Below are 18,121 nucleotides of genomic sequence, written 5' to 3'. Positions count from 1 at the left end.
GCTCTGTTATTTAATATGGGACTCATTCTATGCTTGTGATTAACATAAAGGAAATAAATGGCTATTATATGGAGTATTCATAATATGAATATATTGTGCTTGTATTGGTATAAAGAGGCTTAGTATGAACCTGGACAAGATCGATCTTAACCTTTTGGTATATCTGGACGTGTTACTGCGTGAGCGAAATGTGACCCGCTCAGCAAGCTTGCTGGGCATTACGCAGCCAGCAATGAGCAATGGATTGAGGCGATTACGTGAAACCTTAGCTGATCCGTTACTGGTGCGCACCAGTGAGGGCATGGTACCAACTGAGCGGGCAAGTACATTGCAGCCGCTGATTCGTGAGGTGCTGGCTTCTATAGAGCAAGCGGTAGAGCCGGATGTGGAGTTTGATGCCAGTTCAAGTAGTCGGGTATTTCGAATTATGACCAGTGACTATGGTGAAGCAACGCTTTTGCCCCGTTTGCTAGAGCGACTACGCACAGACGCACCCAATGTGGTATTAGATATACTCACGCCAAGTGATATGAGCTTTTTAGAAGTTGAAAGGGGGCAGGTAGATCTTGTGATCAACCGCTTTGATGCGATGCCCCAGTCTTTTCATCAGCTGACGCTTTGGAAAGATAGCTTCTCTTGTTTGTTGAGTGCTGACAATCCAATCGTTGATCGTTTTGATTTAGCATCATATCTTCAGGCAAATCACGTGTGGGTCAGTAAAACGGGGATGGGGGCAGGGATGGGATTAACACCTCAGGATACTAAGCGCTTAGGCTGGGTAGATGAAGCGTTGCAACGCATTGGTCATCGACGCCATATCACCGTATTTACCCGTCATTATCAATCGGCGTCATTGATGGCGGAGCAAAAATCTCTGGTAGTGACTATCCCAACGAAGGCTGCGCAGGCCCAGGCTGATAATACCAGGGTAGTGATTCGTGTGCCGCCCTTTGATGTGCCTGAATTTGAATTGAAAATGGCCTGGAGTCCATTGTTACAGCACAATAGTTCACATAAGTGGATAAGGCGCTTAATCGCAGAAGTGGCAAGGGATATCGAAGTTGAGGCCGAGCCTTATTAATAAAGGCCAGCCTCCGTAGCAAGCGTATGATCGCTATTATTCAGTATAGATCGAACCTTGGTTATACAGGTCTGCCAATAACTGCAGCTGCTGATCGCTCCAATCTCCCTGATTGATAACAACGAGCGGGGTTTGACACAGGCTTGTTGCCAGGGAAGCAGTGGTGCCAGATACCTTAAAACAGTTCCCATCGGCATAGAGTTGAATATCGTCTTCTGTACCTGCACTATAAGAAAATCGGCTGCCTTCGTTGCGGATAAAGCATAGATCTCCATCTTTCAGTGCCGTACGAATTTCATCTACCGATGCAGGCTGCTCAGGTTCCTGGTCAAGTTCAGGATACTTGGGGTCGGTAACAAACTTACCAAGCCACTCGCCCAGGCGGGCATCATCCTGTAGATAGCTGGTGAAAATCTCACGAACTTTTTCTAATGCTTCGGCTGGGATCTCTCCCGGGTTGTCTTGCAGTAGCAAATCCGGGTCTGTGTAACGAGATTCGGAGGTTAGCTTTTCGCCTATGAAGTCAGTAAAGCTGCGCATAATTTCCGCATGAGAAGGCGCGCGGAAGCCTACAGAGTATGTCATGCAGTCATCGGACTCACCGATACCATTATGGCCAACCTGGGGCGGAATATACAGCATGTCGCCGGGTTCAAGTACCCAGTTATATTCTGGTTCCCACTCAGTCATTATCATTACGGGCGTATTGGGACGCCGAGGTGAATTCTGATCATAAAAACCACCTACTTCCCAGCGACGCTGGCCCTGGGTCTGGATAAGAAATACGTCATAGTTGTCGTAATGAGGGCCAACACCACCGCCCTGACTGGCAAAGCTGACCATGAGATCGTCGTAACGCCAGTTAGGAATAAAGCGGAACTGCTCAACGATATCGCTGGCCTCGGGGACCCAGTGATCAACCGCCTGAACCAACAGTGTCCAGTGACTTTCAGGAAGGCTGGAAAAGGTTGCTTCGTCAAAAGGACCGTGTTGAATATCCCAGTCTGCACCATCAGGGCTTTGGATAACCAGACGAGACTCTACGTCCTCTTCCAGAGAAAGGCCTGCCAGTTCATCTGCTCCCACTGGTGCTTCAAGATCAGGGAAAGCATTTCGTACTAATAGAGGCTTTTTCTGCCAGTAATCACGCAGAAACTCCTCAATTGAGATATCGCCGAAAGGTGAGTCGCTCATTGCTCTGATCCTTTATCCTGATTTTGTTCGACAGATTTGCTGTTAATCGTTAATTTAGCCGCGGTCTCATCGATTGAAGTAAGTATTCCCCTGAGCATATTCAGCTCAGTGCGTTCGGGGCGGGAACGATTAAAGTAGCGGCGTAATTTCTCCATCACCTTGCCTTCGTGCTGAGGAATGATAAAGCTGGTTTTTCGTAATGCGCTTTCAAGGTGGTCATAAAACAATTCAATATCGCGAATCAGCGGGTAGGGCTGTTCCTGATCTATGTAATCGTTCTTCTGATGCGCCTGCCAGATTTCATAACAGACCAGCTGAATAGCGGCTGACACATTAAGTACCGGGTACTCCGGATTAGCGGGTATGTAAACGTGATAATTACACTTCTGCAATTCTGAGTTATGCAGCCCCATCGTTTCACGTCCAAATACAATAGCGACCTTACCATGAACCGCTTCACCAACAACTTTCTTAGCACAGTCGTGAGCATCAAATATTGGCAGATCAAAGGTACGATTACGGGCACTGGTACCGATAACAAGCTGACAATCAGCTATCGCTTCATCCATGCTATTAACTACCACGGCGTTCTCGAGTAGCTCTTTGGCACCGGCCGCACGAGCATCCGCTTCTGCATCCGGAAATACGCGAGGGTCAACCAAATATAGTTGGCTAAGGCCCATGTTTTTCATCGCCCGGGCGGCAGCACCGATATTGCCGGGATGGTAAGTGTTGATCAGTACGATACGAATATTATCGAGCATAGGGTCACGCTGTATGTGTCAGGCAGTTATCATAATCAGTTACTGCCTGAAGGTTATTGTTTCAGATCAGCCTTCAAGCTTCTGAGCGAATTGCTGTAAGTCCCAGATAAAGCGTTCACGATGGAAGAGGTGCGGTGAATGATCCGATGCTTCATAAATATGCAGCTCTGTATTCGGGATGCTGTCACGCACATATTCAGCCACTTGCTGCGAATAGAACTGGCTTTCATCACCATATATAAGCAGAGCAGGGACGCTGATTTGCGGCAGTACCGCACGGAAGTCCGCTTGCGTCAGACTTTCCCAGCACTTGACTAAAGGCTCTCCTTCAAGGGTTTCAAGATGTTGCCGTAACCGTTGAAAGCTATGAGAGTTCTGATGGTAATTATCGTATGACTTTTTATTGTAGCCATTCGCTACCAGTTGTAATAACCCTTCGGCAAAATTCTCGCGTAATTGAGCGATCAGCTGTTGATTTGCTTGCTTGTCGAAATTGCCATAGACGCCTTTCTGCCACTGGTCATCAGTGACCAGCTTTGGCGATTGATCAATAATACAGACACCAGCAAGCAGGTCGCAGCCAAAATCCTGAATATATTGCCATAACGTTAGTGCGCCCATGGAGTGACCCAGCAACAGAACATTCTCTAGCTGATGATGTTTGATAAGCGCTTGCAGGTCTGCAGCCATATCCTGTACATGAGTACTGGTGCCTGACTCCAGCGGATGTCCGCCATGGCCACGGGCATCCCAGCAGAATACTTCATGGTTTTCAGCTAGCTCTGATGCAAAAGGTAACCAGTCTTTGCCGCTAGAGCTCCAGCCGTGTAGAAAGATAATTGGACGACCTTTACCGAATCGAAGATAGCGTAAAGATGAACCATCCTTAAGAGTTATTTTTTCCATAATTTCAAACACTTAAATTAGAAAGTTAAAGCAATAAAAAAGCAGAGCCGGAGCTCTGCTTTTTCATGCCAAGTGACGATTAGATCGCTTTGGCCTGGTCTACAGCATTGCCAATATAGCTATGAGGCGTTAGCTGCTTAAGTTCTTCTTTAGCCGCTTCTGGCATATCAAGAGTATCAACAAAAGCCATAATGGTTTCTTTGTTCATATCCTGACCGCGGGTCAGTGCCTTAAGCTTTTCGTAAGGCTCTTCGATAGCGTATCGGCGCATCACTGTCTGGATCGGTTCAGCCAGTACTTCCCAGCTATTTTCCAGATCAGCGTCCAGGCGAGCGGGGTTCAGTTCCAGTTTGCTAATGCCTTTCAGGCTGGACTGATAGGCGATCAGGCTGTAACCGAAGCCAACACCCATGTTACGAAGAACAGTGGAGTCGGTCAGGTCACGCTGCCAGCGAGAAATAGGTAATTTGGCTGCCAGGTGCTGCATGATAGCGTTAGCAATACCCAGGTTGCCTTCAGAGTTTTCGAAGTCGATTGGGTTAACTTTATGCGGCATAGTCGAGGAACCGACTTCACCGGCGATAGTCTTTTGTTTGAAGTAGCCCTGGGAGATATAACCCCAAATATCACGATCAAAATCGATTATGATTGTGTTGAAGCGGCATACAGCATCAAAAAGCTCAGCAATATAGTCGTGTGGCTCAATCTGAGTTGTATATGGGTTAAAGCTTAGTCCCAGGCTTTCAACAAACTCTTGCGCATTCTGAGCCCAGTCAACATCAGCATAAGCGGAGATGTGTGCGTTGTAGTTACCAACAGCGCCATTGATCTTACCCAATAACTCAACTTTCTTAAGTTGGTTGATCTGACGCTGCAGGCGGTAAGCAACGTTAGCCAACTCTTTACCAACGGTGGTAGGTGATGCAGTTTGGCCATGGGTACGGGACAGCATCGGCTGAGTTGCGTAATTACGTCCCAGCTGTGCGATTTCATCAGTCACCTGCTGCATAACTGGCAGCATGAGTTCCTGGCCTTCTTTCAGCATTAGTGCGTGAGATAAGTTATTGATATCTTCAGACGTGCATGCAAAGTGAACGAATTCACTGATAGCAGCCAGCTCTGCATTTTCAGCAATACATTCTTTAATCAGGTATTCAACTGCTTTGACGTCGTGGTTTGTGGTGCGCTCAATCTCTTTAACCCGGTTTGCTTCCGCTTCGCCAAAGTTATCGACCAGAGCATTCAGAACCGCATTAGCGGCATCGCTTAATGCAGGTACTTCAGTTATTTGAGGGAGAGCAGCAAGTTTCTGCAACCAGCGAACTTCTACGGTAACTCGGGCGCGAATCAGGCCGAACTCACTGAAAACAGGGCGCAAGTCAGCTGTTTTGCTACCGTAACGACCATCAACCGGAGAGATCGCAGAAAGAGAAGAAAGATCCATATCGAGTAAATACCTGACGGAGTTAAATTTTGAGCGCGAATTATAGCTAAATTCAGCGCGCAGGGAAAATGTGAAGCGTGTTTTTTTGTTGAACAGACTTATCTGTCTCAGGATAGGCTCATGAATCAGTTACGCTGACTGATCCGTTTAACCGCAGGTCGGAGTCTGGATTTAAAAAATAGCAGGTGCCAGCGCTTTCCACCAACCTGACGCCAAAGCATCGCGGCACGAATACCCGCCAGTAATAAAGCGCGTATCTTTGCTGCATTTTCAGCATTTTGAAGATGCCGGGGCTCACCGGTTACCTGAATTCTAAAATTGAATGTGCTCAGAGTGTCCTGATATAAGCTGGCAAGATTGGCAACCACAGAAGGGTGGGTAATAGCACCCGGGTTTTCGGTCAGCTCAGTGCCCGCTTCGGAAAAATAGTTCGCCTGCTGGGAAATGGTATCAATACGCTCTCCAATCTTTTGTAGCAGGTCGGGGCGCTTGCTTAGCTTGCGCTCAAGATGCATCAGGCTTAAGCCATAGCGAATAACGTCAGCGTTCTGGTCTGATCTGGACTTGTCCAGTAGCTCCTGTAGTCCCCGTAAACCCTGGCTCAGATTGATTGATAAATCCTGAGCGCCGCCGTATATCTCTTCTGTAGAATCAGGGTTTGTCACAAATATACTGGCCAAAGAAGTTTCAAAGCTATTTTGAGGAACCATGCCGCGGGTTGAAATCTGCTCAACCAGGCTTGCTGCCTGGAATAGTCCCGCTAGCGCTATAGCCTGCTGATCATCTGTTCTGGACATATCGCTTACCTGTATCCTTATACTTTGCCAGTGGTTTCTATAACGCCACCGCCGAGACAAACTTCGCCCTTGTAGATGACGACAGACTGGCCTGGAGTTACCGCTCTTTGTGGCTCTTCGAACTCGATTCTGTACCCATCGCCCTCTGCCATCACGGTACAGGCCTGATCAGCTTGTCGATAGCGGACTTTTGCCCGGCAGTTGAAAGGTAGGGCTGGTTTTTCGCCATTGATCCAGAAGAGATCACTGGCATCCAGCCAATTGCTGAATAGCAGATCATGCTGCTGCCCCTGAACAGCGACTAATACATTGCGTTCCAGGTCCTTCTCGGCCACAAACCAGGGCTCTTCGGGATAGTTTTTTAATCCGCCGATACCTAGCCCCTGACGCTGACCAATGGTGTGATACATCAGCCCCTGGTGCTGGCCAATTACATCGCCCTCAGGTGTTTCAATTTTACCCGGTTGAGCAGGCAGGTACTGTTTAAGAAAATCCGTAAATCGGCGTTCACCAATGAAGCAGATACCCGTGCTGTCTTTTTTATCATGCGTTATCAGATCGTGCTGTTCTGCCAGTCGGCGTACCTCTGGTTTTTCCAACTCTCCCACCGGAAACAGAGTTAGTGCCAGTTCGTTACTGCCGACCTGATGGAGGAAGTAACTTTGATCTTTGTTATTATCCAGACCCTTTAATAAAGCGGCTGTTCCGTTCTGGTCTCCACGGCGCACATAGTGGCCAGTGGCTATCATGTCGGCACCCAGTACCTTCGCATAGTCTAGAAACGCCTTAAATTTTATCTCTCGATTACAGAGAATGTCAGGATTCGGGGTTCGACCAGCCTTGTACTCTTCAAGAAAGTGCTCGAACACATTATCCCAATATTCAGCAGCGAAATTGGCGGTATGGAGCTTTATGTTCAGTTTATCGCTGACCGCCTGAGCGTCAGCCAGATCATCCATGGCCGTGCAGTAATCGGTACCGTCATCTTCATCCCAGTTTTTCATAAACAGGCCTTCGACCTGATACCCTTGCTGTTGAAGTAAGAGTGCTGAGACTGATGAATCAACGCCGCCGGACATGCCGACGATAACTTTAATATTTGCTGGATCTGACATAGGGCGTTTAGATGACCTTAATAGCAGTTAGATACTTTTATTAATATGCGACCAGAGTCGCCGATTTCAATGCTGAACGGATAGAAACTAATTAAACGGCATTCTCTTCGATGATCAGCTCGAGAGGGTACCGGGCACCTGACATATAATCATCGATGCATCGGGTAACCATAGGGCTTCGCAGTTGGCTCTGTCGTTGCTCCAGCTCTTCTCTGCTTAGCCATAGGGCCTGTTCAATGCCGGTGTCCAGTGGCAGGTCGGCATCATAAGAAACCGCTTGAGCAACAAAGCAGTAACGGTGATAAGTGATGCCATTAGCTGGCGCGGTATAGATATAAATACCCACTAATGCGGTCGGTGTTACTGTCCAGCCTGTCTCTTCAAGCGTTTCACGAATGGCTGCCTGAATAAAGGTTTCACCTGCTTCTATATGTCCCGCAGGCTGGTTAATAACCAACTCCCCACGAGAAACAGATTGTTCTTCGACACAAAGAAACTTTCCATTCTTTTCAATTATCGTTGCCACAGTGGCGTGGGGTGTCCAACGCATTCGGTATTCCGTATATTAAAAGCTTGTGACTACGCCTGCTATGCTGAAATAATTGATCTCAGTATAAAATAACCATCAATTGGTTTTTAGCAGGCAGATTAAGCGGATAACTTTATCATTTAACACCGCTTTTGGCTGTAGTTTAAGGTGTGGTTTGGAGAGAGCTTTGTTTACAGACAGTATATCAATTCAGAAAGAAGATTTTTCTATCGCAGAATTGTCTGATCAGGTACGTGCTAACGATGCCAGTAATGGTGCGATCGTAACTTTCACCGGTGTTGTGCGGCAACTGGAAGGCGATGTTGAGCTTGACGCTATGTATTTAGAGTATTATCCGGGCATGACAGAGAAGGCGCTCATTAAAATAGCTTGTGAAGCTCGTGAACGCTGGTTGTTAGGCAATATTGTGATTGTCCATCGCGTTGGCCGGTTGGCGCTGAATGAAAACATTGTATTTGTCGGTGTCGGTAGCGCTCATCGAACTGAAGGATTTCAGGCTGCTCAGTTTATTATGGATTTTCTTAAGCGTGATGCGCCTTTTTGGAAAAAAGAGATCACTGTTGAGGGCGAGCACTGGGTCGAAGCGAAAAAAACAGATCTGGATGCCGCAGATAGTTGGTGAAAGGCCGCTTAGCGGGGTCTCCTGTTCGAGCTTCTTCTGGTTTTTGAATTTGTTGCAGGTTGCGGCTTTTGTTTAGGGTTGGGTATATTGACCTGCTCGGTTCTATGCTCACCTGGCTTTAAGCTATCCAGCCGCCAATTGCCAATCGCTACCCGAATTAATCGAAGAGTAGGGAAGCCGACAGCCGCGGTCATGCGTCGTACCTGGCGGTTTTTTCCTTCGCTGATCTTTAGTTCAATCCAGCTAGTAGGCTGGTTCAGTCGCTCACGAATAGGTGGGGTGCGTGGCCAGATACGCGGTGCTGGCAGCTTTTTGGCTCGAGCCGGGCGGGTTTTGCCGTCTTTAAGTTCAACGCCTTTGCGTAGCCGCTCTAGCGCCTGGTCGTCAATATCACCTTCGACTTGAGCCCAATATGTTTTTTCAAGCTTAAACCTGGGGTCTGCCAGTTGATGTTGCAGCTTGCCATCGTCAGTTAGGATTAACAGCCCTTCGGAGTCGTAATCTAACCGGCCTGCTGCATAGACTCCTTTGCGCTTAATAAAATCGCTGAGAGTGCGTCGGTCTTCAGTATCAGTAAACTGAGTAAGTACTTGAAAAGGCTTGTTAAAAATAATTATATCAGACATTGCTCTGATCTGTTTTCGCAACTGGATTGATCGAAAAGGCAGGGTAGCAGCGTCTGAGAGGGTGTTGCAAGGTTAAAAAGTGAAAAGTGAGGGGATTATAAGAAAGGCTATGATTCGGCCTTCCTTATAATTATCCAGGGGATGTAGAAACATTTGTTGGAGCGCTGTTATTGGCTTACCAGGATAACCTGAGCGCTAGGCCTCCTCTGTTTCAGTTAATGTGGTTGGCTTGATATTTATTGCATGTGTTCCTTTCGGTCCTGGTGTTGTTTCAAATTCAACTTCCTGACCTGCTTTGAGGCTTTTATAGCCATCGGCTTGTATAACAGAAAAGTGAGCAAATAAATCTTCGTCAAAATCAGGCGAAACGATAAAACCAAATCCTTTCGCATTATTAAACCATTTGACTTTCCCTGTGTGCATTGGTGTCCCCCAATATCCGAATTACCGCGGCCCGAATTTACCTTTGGGCCTGTTACCGCAACAAACTCTCTTGCTACAATGTTGCAACAAGAGTGAAAGTTCCTTGTCAAACGCAGGGACAACCGATACTACTTATACTCTTACTCCTGCAAATGTGAGTATAACATTGGCCCGGAACCCCCATGCAATAAGGGGTACCCAAAATGAGGTGTTATTTTTTGTACAATTTTTTGAGATGTGATAAGCACACAGGGTTTAATGCAATAAATATGTCTGGTGATGCTGATGAGTTTGCTGATGATCATAATACCGGGTTGGTCACAGAAGAAGCGAAGCCAGAACTTAAACGTCCATCGATGTATAGGGTCGTTTTAATGAATGATGACTATACCCCTATGGACTTTGTGGTGGAGGTTTTGATGGGTTTTTTCGCAATGAATCAGGAAAAAGCTACACAAGTGATGCTGGCGGTCCATACTAAAGGGAAGGGTGTGTGTGGAGTATTTACCCTGGACATTGCTGAAACTAAAGCAACTCAAGTCAATCAATATGCCAGAGAGTGTAACCACCCTCTATTGTGTGAAGTAGAAAAAGCGTAGCGGAGCATTAGGTATGTTAAATAAAGAGCTTGAAGATACGCTTAGCGTCGCCTTTAAAAATGCGCGCGCTAAACGCCACGAATTTATGACTGTAGAGCACTTGTTATTGGCTCTGCTTGATAACTCAGAAGCACGGGCTGTGCTTGATGCTTGCGGTGTTGATCTTAATAAAATGCGCAGTTTGCTGAGTGCGTTTATTGAAGATACAACTCCTTTGCTACCAGATGACATCCCTGATATTGAAACTCAGCCTACACTGGGCTTTCAGCGGGTTCTACAACGGGCTGTTTTTCATGTTCAGTCATCAGGTAAAGGCGAGGTGAATGGCGCTAATGTTTTGGTGGCTATCTTTAGTGAGCAAGAGAGTCAGGCTGTTTATGTATTGAACCAGCAGGGCATTGAAAGAATCGATGTTGTTAATTACATCTCCCATGGCATCTCTAAAATTGAAGAAAACGATGGCCATGCAAGCGAAGAAGGCTTGCTGGAAGGGGACACTGCTGTCGAAAAAGACAAAAGTCCGCTGGCTAATTTCTCAGTTAATCTTAATGAACAGGCAATGTCCGGTCGCATTGATCCTCTGGTAGGGCGCGATGACGAGGTTGAGCGCGTCATTCAGATTCTTTCCCGGCGACGTAAGAATAATCCATTGCTTGTTGGTGAAGCCGGTGTTGGTAAAACCGCAATCGCTGAAGGTCTCGCAAAACATATAGTTGAAGGGTTAGTGCCTGATGTTATTGCGTCTAGTACCGTTTATTCGCTTGATTTAGGTGCTTTGCTTGCAGGCACTAAATATCGGGGCGACTTTGAAAAGCGCTTAAAAGGCCTGCTAAACGAAATCAAAGATCAGGAGCATGCCATCCTGTTTATTGATGAAATTCATACCATTATAGGTGCTGGTGCTGCATCCGGTGGCTCGATGGATGCATCCAACCTATTGAAGCCCTTGTTGAGTTCTGGTCAGCTTCGCTGCATTGGCTCGACAACATTCCAGGAGTTTCGTGGTATTTTTGAAAAAGACAGAGCGCTCGCAAGACGCTTTCAAAAGGTCGATATTCTTGAGCCTTCTGTTGAGGATACCATTAAAATTCTGCATGGCCTGAAGAGTCGTTTTGAAGGTCATCATAACGTCAGCTATACCGATGAAGCATTACGTGCTGCTTCTGAAATGGCCGATCGTTATATCAATGATAAACATATGCCTGATAAGGCAATAGATGTTATTGATGAGGCGGGTGCCTATCAGCAGCTGCTAAAAGAGAATGAGCGTAGCGCCATTATCGATGTTCGCGAAGTGGAAGTTGTTGTGGCAAAAATAGCCAGAATACCCGCTAAGAGCGTATCAGCTTCAGATAAAGAACAGCTCAAAAAGCTCGACAGCAATCTTAAAATGGTTGTTCTTGGGCAGGATGAGGCGATCAATACATTATCTGCTGCGATTAAGCTGTCCCGCGCAGGCCTTAATGAGCCGAATAAGCCGGTAGGCTCATTCCTCTTCTCCGGGCCTACGGGCGTGGGTAAAACCGAGGTAACCACCCAGTTGGCCCGTATTATGGGAATTGAGCTGATCCGCTTTGATATGTCTGAGTATATGGAGCGTCATACGGTTTCTCGCCTAATTGGAGCGCCTCCTGGTTATGTTGGCTACGATCAGGGTGGTTTATTGACGGAGGCGGTAACTAAGTCGCCTCACGCAGTGCTTCTGCTGGATGAGATAGAAAAGGCGCATCCAGAGGTGTTCAACCTGTTATTGCAGGTAATGGACAACGGTACATTGACCGATAACAATGGGCGTAAAGCTGATTTCCGTAACGTTATACTGGTGATGACGACTAATGCCGGCGCTGAGCAGATGGCCCGAACTTCTATAGGATTCAGTCAGCAGGACAACACAACGGACGGCATGGAAGCGATTAAAAAGCTATTTACGCCTGAATTTCGTAACCGGCTGGATGGTATTATTCAATTTAAAGCGCTATCGCCTGCTGTTATCACCGGCGTGGTTGATAAGTTCCTGACTGAGCTTCAGGCGCAGCTTGACGATAAGGGCGTAGTCCTCAATGTAGATGACGATGTGCGTCAATGGTTTGCTGATAAGGGCTATGATGCCACGATGGGCGCCCGGCCGATGAAGCGCTTAATTCAGGAGAAGCTGAAGAAGCCTTTGGCTGAGATGATTTTGTTTGGTGAGCTGGCTGAAGGAGGAGGTGAGGTGGATATCACCATCAATAGCGAGAATGAAATTGAGATTAATGCAGTGGTTGCCGCTTAACTCAGCGGATTTGCTTTAAATTAGAGATAAAAAAACGGCCCGTAGGCCGTTTTTTTTATTAGCGTGCGCGGTAGGTGATGCGCCCTTTGGTAAGGTCGTAAGGTGTTAGCTCTACCTTTACTTTGTCACCGGTCAGGATGCGGATGTAATTCTTACGCATTTTGCCTGAGATGTGTGCGGTTACAACGTGACCGTTTTCGAGTTCTACCCGAAACATTGTGTTAGGCAGAGTGTCGGTCACAACGCCTTCCATTTCAAAGCTGTCTTCTTTAGCCATTCTACCTACCTAAATTTAATTAATTGCAAACTCTACATTTTGCAGCGCAGTATTCTGCCTTACTTTTCTATAATTATCAAAGAGATTTAACGGTTTTTACTAATCCACAAGGATCCATTGACCATGAAGCAGCATCTCAAGCGGATTGTAAGCGACTTTGTAGGACATTTTCTGGCATTCTCGAATCCAATAACCCAGGTATAGGTATTCAAGCTCAAGACGTTTGACCTCTTGGAGCTGCCAGAGAATGGCATAACTTCCCAGGCTTCGACTGCTCTCTTCAGGGTCAAAAAAAGTATAAATCGCCGAAAGCCCCTGGGTCAGATAGTCAGTTACAGCCAATGCGACCAGTTTTCCCTGTGGATCTCTGAATTCGTAAAAGCAGCCCTGCTGGCCTCCTTCAATAAGAAACGCGCTGAATTGCTCAGGAGTAGGTGGGTACATATCACCATCACTGTGACGGGTGTTTATGTAGTTGGCATAGAGCGCATAGTATTCATCAGTAAACTGAGCTGGAACAGCAACAGCGGTCAGATCTTTATTCTTATTGAGGACTCTTTTTTGGCTTTTACTGGGAATAAATTCACGGCCATTGACTCGAACAGAGATACAAGCCTGACAATGACTGCAGTAAGGGCGATAGATATGCTTTCCGCTACGACGAAAACCAAGGTCAGACAGCTGGCTATATGCGTCTGTGCTGATAATCTCCTGAGGATCAACAAATAACGTCTTTGCGTCGAATCCTTCAAGATAGCTGCACTCATGCTCTGGTGTAGCATAAAAGTGGAGGGTTTTCAGGTTGGTCACTCAGTTATCACCACGTCTTCTTTATCTATATCAAACTGCCAGCTATGACAGGTTTCCGGTGCTAAATTTCGCATGAGGTAGCGTTGAAACTCTGCTCTGGTAATCGTACTAGCTCCCAGACTTGTCAGATGGTCATTTTCAATCTGACAATCAATTAAAGCATAGCCCCATTTCTCTAATTGTCTGGCAAAAAAAACAAATGCTATTTTAGAGGCATTGGTTGTTTTACTAAACATAGATTCGCCGAAGAAAAGTCGCCCCATAGCGATACCATAGAGTCCGCCGACTAGATCGCCATTTTGCCATAGCTCTACCGAATGCGCGTGCCCCCGGCGATGCAGGTCGGTATAGGCTTCCAGCATCTGATCACTTATCCAGGTATCTGTACTGTACTGTCTGGGAGCAGCGCAGGCTTCGACCACCTCAGAAAACGCCTGATCAAATGTAATATCGAACTCAGTTTTACGTATTGCTTTACGCAGGCTTCGGGAGATATGTATATCTGCCGGCGCAAGTGTACAACGGGGGTCTGGTGACCACCATAAAATAGGCTCGCCGGGATTAAACCAGGGAAAGATTCCCCGCCGATAGGCCTCTAGTAAACGTAGAGCACTGAGATCACCACCTGCAGCGAGAAGCCCATTAGGCTCATCTAATGCATCGCTGACGGGAGGGAACTCAGTGCTGTATGGGTCAAGCCAGGGAATCATAGAAAGCCAGTATTATTCCTGATTATCCAGATAACGTTCAGCATCCAGAGCGGCCATGCAGCCAAAACCCGCAGAGGTAATTGCCTGGCGATAAATATGATCAGCTACATCGCCGGCTGCAAATACACCTTCTACCGAGGTTTGAGTGGCGTTACCCTCAGTGCCTGAGTGTATCTTCAGATAGCCATCTTTCATTGCCAGCTGATCCGTAAAGAGCTCTGTATTAGGCTTATGACCTATCGCTACAAAGACCCCCTGAAGCTTTAATGACTGGGTTGAGTCATCTTCAGTGCTTTTGATACGGATACCTGTCACACCCATTTCATCACCTAAAACTTCATCAAGCTGATGGTTCCAGAGGATGTTAATATTGCCGTTTTCTGCCCGCTCCAGGAGCTTGTCCTGCAGGATTTTTTCAGAGCGAAGACTATCACGACGATGAATAAGGGTTACTTCCGCTGCGATATTTGACAGGTAAAGGGCTTCTTCAACAGCGGTGTTTCCACCACCAATAACGGCTACTTTCTGGCCCCGGTAAAAGAAACCATCGCAGGTTGCACAGGCGCTAACACCTTTACCCATAAAGGCTTCTTCGGAGGGCAGGCCAATATACTGAGCTGAAGCACCGGTACAGATGATCAATGCATCACAGCTGTACTCGCCCATATCGCCTTTGAGACGAAACGGGCGGTTCTGCAAGTCTGTCTCATTGATATGATCAAAAATTACCTGAGTATCGAAACGCTCAGCATGGGCCTGCATGCGCTGCATCAGTTCTGGCCCCTGTACTCCTTCAACATCACCAGGCCAGTTATCGACTTCGGTAGTGGTTGTCAGTTGACCGCCAGCTTGCATGCCAGTAATAACGACTGGATTTAAGTTTGCCCGGGCAGCGTAGACGGCAGCGGTATATCCGGCTGGACCGGAGCCCAGAATAATCAGTTTATGGTGTTGTATTTCGCTCATTGGTGATCCGTTATCTGTTCACACATATTGTTGGCGCCTATTATGCCCGTTTCCGCTAAAGGACAAAACCGCGATTAAGTCTGAATTTTTTATTCCCTCTCGGGTCATAAACCCCGCATCCATATGCTGTCGTATATATGTCGGTCTGTTCAGTTTCTGCTCAGTGATAAGCGGTAAGCTGAATATAGGATATAAAAGTCAGCTTTGTAGCTGGGGAGCTGCGCTGAAATATGTTATTTTTGAAGGAATTTTTATGGATAGGTGTAAGGAACTTTTTCTTGGCTCATAGTGGCGAAACAAACAATACTGAATCAAATACCAGAGAACTTAAGGATGCCTCCTTTTCTGACTTGCTAAGCCGGGTCGTTAAAGAGGGTGGGCTTATCGTTATTATTGGCTTTGCTGTGTTCCTGTTATTAGCGCTGACAGGCTATGATAATCGTGACCCGGGCTGGTCTCATCTCGGATATCAACCCGAGGCCCGTAACTTTACAGGTTATGTTGGCGCATGGCTGGCAGATCTGTCGCTTTCTGTTTTTGGTCTGGCGGCCTGGCTCATTCCACTGATGTTATTTTTGCCCGCATTGCGCTTTATGCTCCGTAGTCATGTTGCTTTGCTGGATGGTATCCCATTTATGATGCTCCGGATCACGGGAGCTATATTGGTATTATTAAGTCTGGCCACTTTGGCTGCTACTCATCTGTCAAATGCTGATGGGCAGCTTCCGTTCAGTATGGGAGGGTTGGTTGGACAGGCGGTATCAGATCTGGCGGTGTCGCTGTTTAGTCTGATTGGTAGCTCGGTGGTGCTCTGGACAGCATTACTGTTTGGTTTAACGTTACTTCTGGAGCTGTCCTGGTCTCAGCTATTAGAGCAGCTGGGCAAAGCGGTGTTTGGACTGGGTACAAAGCTTAAACCGGCGCCCCGTGTAACAGCGGCCCCTGAGGAATCCAATCCTTATGCCAGTGAGGATGAAGAGAAGCGAAATCTGCTTCGAGCAGCGGCTCGACACGGACCTTCAGATAGTTTGATTCAGGCAGATCCTGCCGCCGTCTCACCCAGATCAGCACGCAGGGAACCCGTTTTCTCTCAGCCTGCAGCGGAGACAGGAAATCAGCCTTTTGATGACTCTCTACCAGAATTTAAAGCAGGAAGTGCACCTCTGATTTCAGCGCCAGATGAGCTTATCAAGACGGCGCAGAAGCCGTCTGCTGTAACATCCACAACGATGGAAATGTCCCCCGAGGATGTTTTCCAAGCCGGGGGCCAGGCTGCTTCTCGGATTTCAGATACCGTTGATCCCGAGTTCAGCCACGGATCAGATCCACTTGCAGGCATCGATTCAGAAGCAGCTGATCGTAAAAGTCTTAAGGTGGTACCGCTCTCAGAAGCACATACCCCGATGAAAGACAGCGAGCTGGGGTTAGATCACATCACTCCCGCAGCCCGTAAACGTCAGCCTCGTAGAAAAATTCCCTCTATGGATCTGCTGGATGCACCTGAACTCAAACAAGGTCATTGTTACAGTGACGAACAACTTGAACAGATGTCGCGGTTGCTGGAAAGCAAGTTAAAAGACTTTGGTATTGTTGCGGAGGTGGTTGAAGTTAACCCAGGTCCGGTTATTACACGTTTCGAAATGCAACCCGCGCCGGGGGTAAAAGCCAGTCGTATTACTAACCTGGCCAGAGACCTAGCTCGTTCAATGGCGGTGATGAGTGTTCGGGTAGTTGAGGTCATTGCCGGTAAATCAGTCATCGGTATAGAGATCCCCAATGAAGAACGACAGATGGTTCGCCTTAGTGAAGTACTTAATTCTAAGCCCTACAAAGAGGCGTCATCTAAACTGACGCTTGGCCTGGGTAATGACATAGCCGGTAATCCGGTTGTCGCAAATCTAGCTAAGATGCCGCACTTATTGGTAGCTGGTACGACAGGCTCCGGTAAGTCTGTCGGCGTGAACGCTATGCTGCTCAGCCTATTGTTCAAGGCGACGCCCGATGAAGTCCGGCTGATGCTGGTAGATCCAAAAATGCTTGAACTCTCTATCTATGAGGGGATTCCGCATTTGCTGGCTCCTGTTATCACTGATATGAAGGAGGCAGCAGGGGGCCTGCGCTGGTGCGTTGCAGAGATGGAACGACGCTATAAACTGATGTCCAAGATGGGCGTGCGGAATATTGCAGGTTATAACGACAAGGTAACAGAGGCCCGAGAGCGAGGAGCCCCTTTGCTCGATCCACTCTGGAATCCTGAAGAAGAGGGTTTACCCTCTGATGCACCGGCGCCTTATTTGGAAACGCTTCCCTATATCGTCGTTTGTATCGATGAGTTTGCCGATATGATGATGGTAGTCGGTAAAAAAGTTGAGGAATTGATTGCTCGTATCGCCCAGAAAGCACGGGCAGCGGGTATTCATCTGATTCTGGCCACTCAGCGTCCCTCAGTAGATGTTATTACTGGTTTGATTAAGGCCAACATCCCTACTCGAATCGGCTTTCAGGTGTCCTCTAAGATCGATTCACGTACCGTGCTTGACCAGAGTGGTGCAGAGCACCTTCTGGGCAACGGTGACATGCTTTACCTACCTGCGGGTAGTAGTTTGCCGAATCGGGTTCACGGTGCCTTTGTTAGTGATGATGAGGTACACCGGGTAGTTGAAGCCTGGAAGAAGATCGGTGCGCCGGATTATCTGATTACCGACCTGTCTGATGTTGTTGAGGGCGGAGGAGGGTTTGCTGGCGGTGACTCAGACGATGAGCAGGACGCTTTGTATGATGACGCGGTTGCCTTCGTAACTGAAACCCGTAAGGCCTCAATTTCATCAGTACAGCGCAAATTAAAAATCGGTTATAACCGCGCCGCCCGAATGATTGAATCAATGGAAGCAGCAGGAGTAGTTACTCAGGCTGGCCATAATGGCGCCCGGGAAGTTCTGGCACCACCACCGCCTAAGGATTAAAG

18 protein-coding genes are annotated in these 18,121 nt (G+C 47.4%); 5 read left to right on the top strand and 13 right to left on the bottom strand.

What is annotated here, in order from left to right:
• The first annotated feature begins 124 nt into the window (after positions 1-124).
• Positions 125-1,081 (top strand): LysR family transcriptional regulator, encoded by a 957-nt coding sequence (locus tag AMJAP_RS08915; RefSeq protein ID WP_019623279.1) that lies wholly within the window; start codon positions 125-127, stop codon positions 1,079-1,081.
• 36 nt (positions 1,082-1,117) lie between these two features.
• Here the strand turns inward: AMJAP_RS08915 and AMJAP_RS08910 are convergent, their stop codons facing one another.
• From AMJAP_RS08910 to AMJAP_RS08880, 7 genes are all read right to left on the bottom strand, one after another.
• Positions 1,118-2,275: a ribosomal protein uL16 3-hydroxylase gene (locus AMJAP_RS08910; protein WP_019623280.1), complete on the bottom strand. Its 1,158-nt coding sequence runs from the start codon at positions 2,273-2,275 to the stop codon at positions 1,118-1,120.
• Positions 2,272-3,039 carry a tRNA (cytosine(32)/uridine(32)-2'-O)-methyltransferase TrmJ gene (trmJ, locus tag AMJAP_RS08905; protein WP_019623281.1) on the bottom strand — a complete coding sequence of 256 codons (768 nt, stop codon included), beginning with the start codon at positions 3,037-3,039 and terminating at the stop codon, positions 2,272-2,274. Before trmJ ends, AMJAP_RS08910 begins: the two co-directional genes overlap by 4 nt.
• Positions 3,040-3,105: 66 nt before the next feature.
• Positions 3,106-3,945: an alpha/beta fold hydrolase gene (locus AMJAP_RS08900; protein WP_040405142.1), complete on the bottom strand. Its 840-nt coding sequence runs from the start codon at positions 3,943-3,945 to the stop codon at positions 3,106-3,108.
• A gap of 79 nt (positions 3,946-4,024) precedes the next feature.
• Positions 4,025-5,389 (bottom strand): adenylosuccinate lyase, encoded by a 1,365-nt coding sequence (gene purB, locus AMJAP_RS08895; protein WP_019623283.1) that lies wholly within the window; start codon positions 5,387-5,389, stop codon positions 4,025-4,027.
• 125 nt (positions 5,390-5,514) lie between these two features.
• Positions 5,515-6,186: a high frequency lysogenization protein HflD gene (hflD, locus tag AMJAP_RS08890; protein WP_019623284.1), complete on the bottom strand. Its 672-nt coding sequence runs from the start codon at positions 6,184-6,186 to the stop codon at positions 5,515-5,517.
• 17 nt (positions 6,187-6,203) lie between these two features.
• The gene (gene mnmA / locus AMJAP_RS08885) at positions 6,204-7,301 is read right to left on the bottom strand and encodes a tRNA 2-thiouridine(34) synthase MnmA (protein ID WP_019623285.1); all 1,098 of its coding nucleotides are present in this window, start codon (positions 7,299-7,301) and stop codon (positions 6,204-6,206) included.
• Positions 7,302-7,392: 91 nt separating this feature from the next.
• Entirely contained in the window at positions 7,393-7,851 is a 459-nt protein-coding gene (locus tag AMJAP_RS08880) for an NUDIX hydrolase (RefSeq protein ID WP_019623286.1), read from the bottom strand.
• A 166-nt stretch (positions 7,852-8,017) separates the two neighbouring features.
• On the opposite strand from AMJAP_RS08880, the gene AMJAP_RS08875 reads away from it, so the two are divergent.
• Positions 8,018-8,473 (top strand): molybdenum cofactor biosynthesis protein MoaE, encoded by a 456-nt coding sequence (locus AMJAP_RS08875; RefSeq protein WP_019623287.1) that lies wholly within the window; start codon positions 8,018-8,020, stop codon positions 8,471-8,473.
• 8 nt (positions 8,474-8,481) lie between these two features.
• Here AMJAP_RS08875 and AMJAP_RS08870 read toward each other — a convergent pair whose 3' ends face one another.
• Both AMJAP_RS08870 and AMJAP_RS08865 read right to left on the bottom strand, forming a co-directional pair.
• Positions 8,482-9,099 carry a pseudouridine synthase gene (locus AMJAP_RS08870; protein ID WP_019623288.1) on the bottom strand — a complete coding sequence of 206 codons (618 nt, stop codon included), beginning with the start codon at positions 9,097-9,099 and terminating at the stop codon, positions 8,482-8,484.
• A gap of 195 nt (positions 9,100-9,294) precedes the next feature.
• The gene (locus AMJAP_RS08865; RefSeq protein ID WP_019623289.1) at positions 9,295-9,522 is read right to left on the bottom strand and encodes a cold shock domain-containing protein; all 228 of its coding nucleotides are present in this window, start codon (positions 9,520-9,522) and stop codon (positions 9,295-9,297) included.
• Between the two features lie 269 nt (positions 9,523-9,791).
• On the opposite strand from AMJAP_RS08865, the gene clpS reads away from it, so the two are divergent.
• Positions 9,792-10,121 carry an ATP-dependent Clp protease adapter ClpS gene (gene clpS, locus AMJAP_RS08860; protein ID WP_019623290.1) on the top strand — a complete coding sequence of 110 codons (330 nt, stop codon included), beginning with the start codon at positions 9,792-9,794 and terminating at the stop codon, positions 10,119-10,121.
• Positions 10,122-10,134: 13 nt separating this feature from the next.
• Positions 10,135-12,393, top strand: coding sequence for an ATP-dependent Clp protease ATP-binding subunit ClpA (clpA, locus tag AMJAP_RS08855; RefSeq protein ID WP_019623291.1), 2,259 nt, complete (start codon positions 10,135-10,137; stop codon positions 12,391-12,393).
• A gap of 58 nt (positions 12,394-12,451) precedes the next feature.
• On the opposite strand, the gene infA is transcribed toward clpA, so the two are convergent.
• The 4 genes from infA to trxB all read right to left on the bottom strand — a co-directional run bounded on the left by infA (position 12,452) and on the right by trxB (position 15,156).
• The gene (gene infA / locus AMJAP_RS08850; RefSeq protein ID WP_019623292.1) at positions 12,452-12,670 is read right to left on the bottom strand and encodes a translation initiation factor IF-1; all 219 of its coding nucleotides are present in this window, start codon (positions 12,668-12,670) and stop codon (positions 12,452-12,454) included.
• A gap of 99 nt (positions 12,671-12,769) precedes the next feature.
• On the bottom strand, positions 12,770-13,480 hold the full coding sequence (locus AMJAP_RS08845) for an arginyltransferase (RefSeq protein WP_019623293.1): 711 nt from the start codon (positions 13,478-13,480) through the stop codon (positions 12,770-12,772).
• Positions 13,477-14,190 carry a leucyl/phenylalanyl-tRNA--protein transferase gene (aat, locus tag AMJAP_RS08840; RefSeq protein ID WP_019623294.1) on the bottom strand — a complete coding sequence of 238 codons (714 nt, stop codon included), beginning with the start codon at positions 14,188-14,190 and terminating at the stop codon, positions 13,477-13,479. Before aat ends, AMJAP_RS08845 begins: the two co-directional genes overlap by 4 nt.
• Before the next feature lie 12 nt (positions 14,191-14,202).
• Positions 14,203-15,156: a thioredoxin-disulfide reductase gene (gene trxB / locus AMJAP_RS08835; RefSeq protein ID WP_019623295.1), complete on the bottom strand. Its 954-nt coding sequence runs from the start codon at positions 15,154-15,156 to the stop codon at positions 14,203-14,205.
• A gap of 278 nt (positions 15,157-15,434) precedes the next feature.
• Here trxB and AMJAP_RS08830 point away from each other — a divergent pair, with 278 nt between their 5' ends.
• Entirely contained in the window at positions 15,435-18,119 is a 2,685-nt protein-coding gene (locus tag AMJAP_RS08830) for a DNA translocase FtsK (RefSeq protein ID WP_019623296.1), read from the top strand.
• Positions 18,120-18,121 lie beyond the last annotated feature (2 nt).

Origin of the sequence: Amphritea japonica ATCC BAA-1530 (assembly GCF_016592435.1) — a bacterium.
GTDB lineage: Bacteria > Pseudomonadota > Gammaproteobacteria > Pseudomonadales > Balneatricaceae > Amphritea > Amphritea japonica.
Note: the sequence above shows the minus strand (reverse complement) of the source record. Positions and strands in the feature narration are given on the sequence as shown.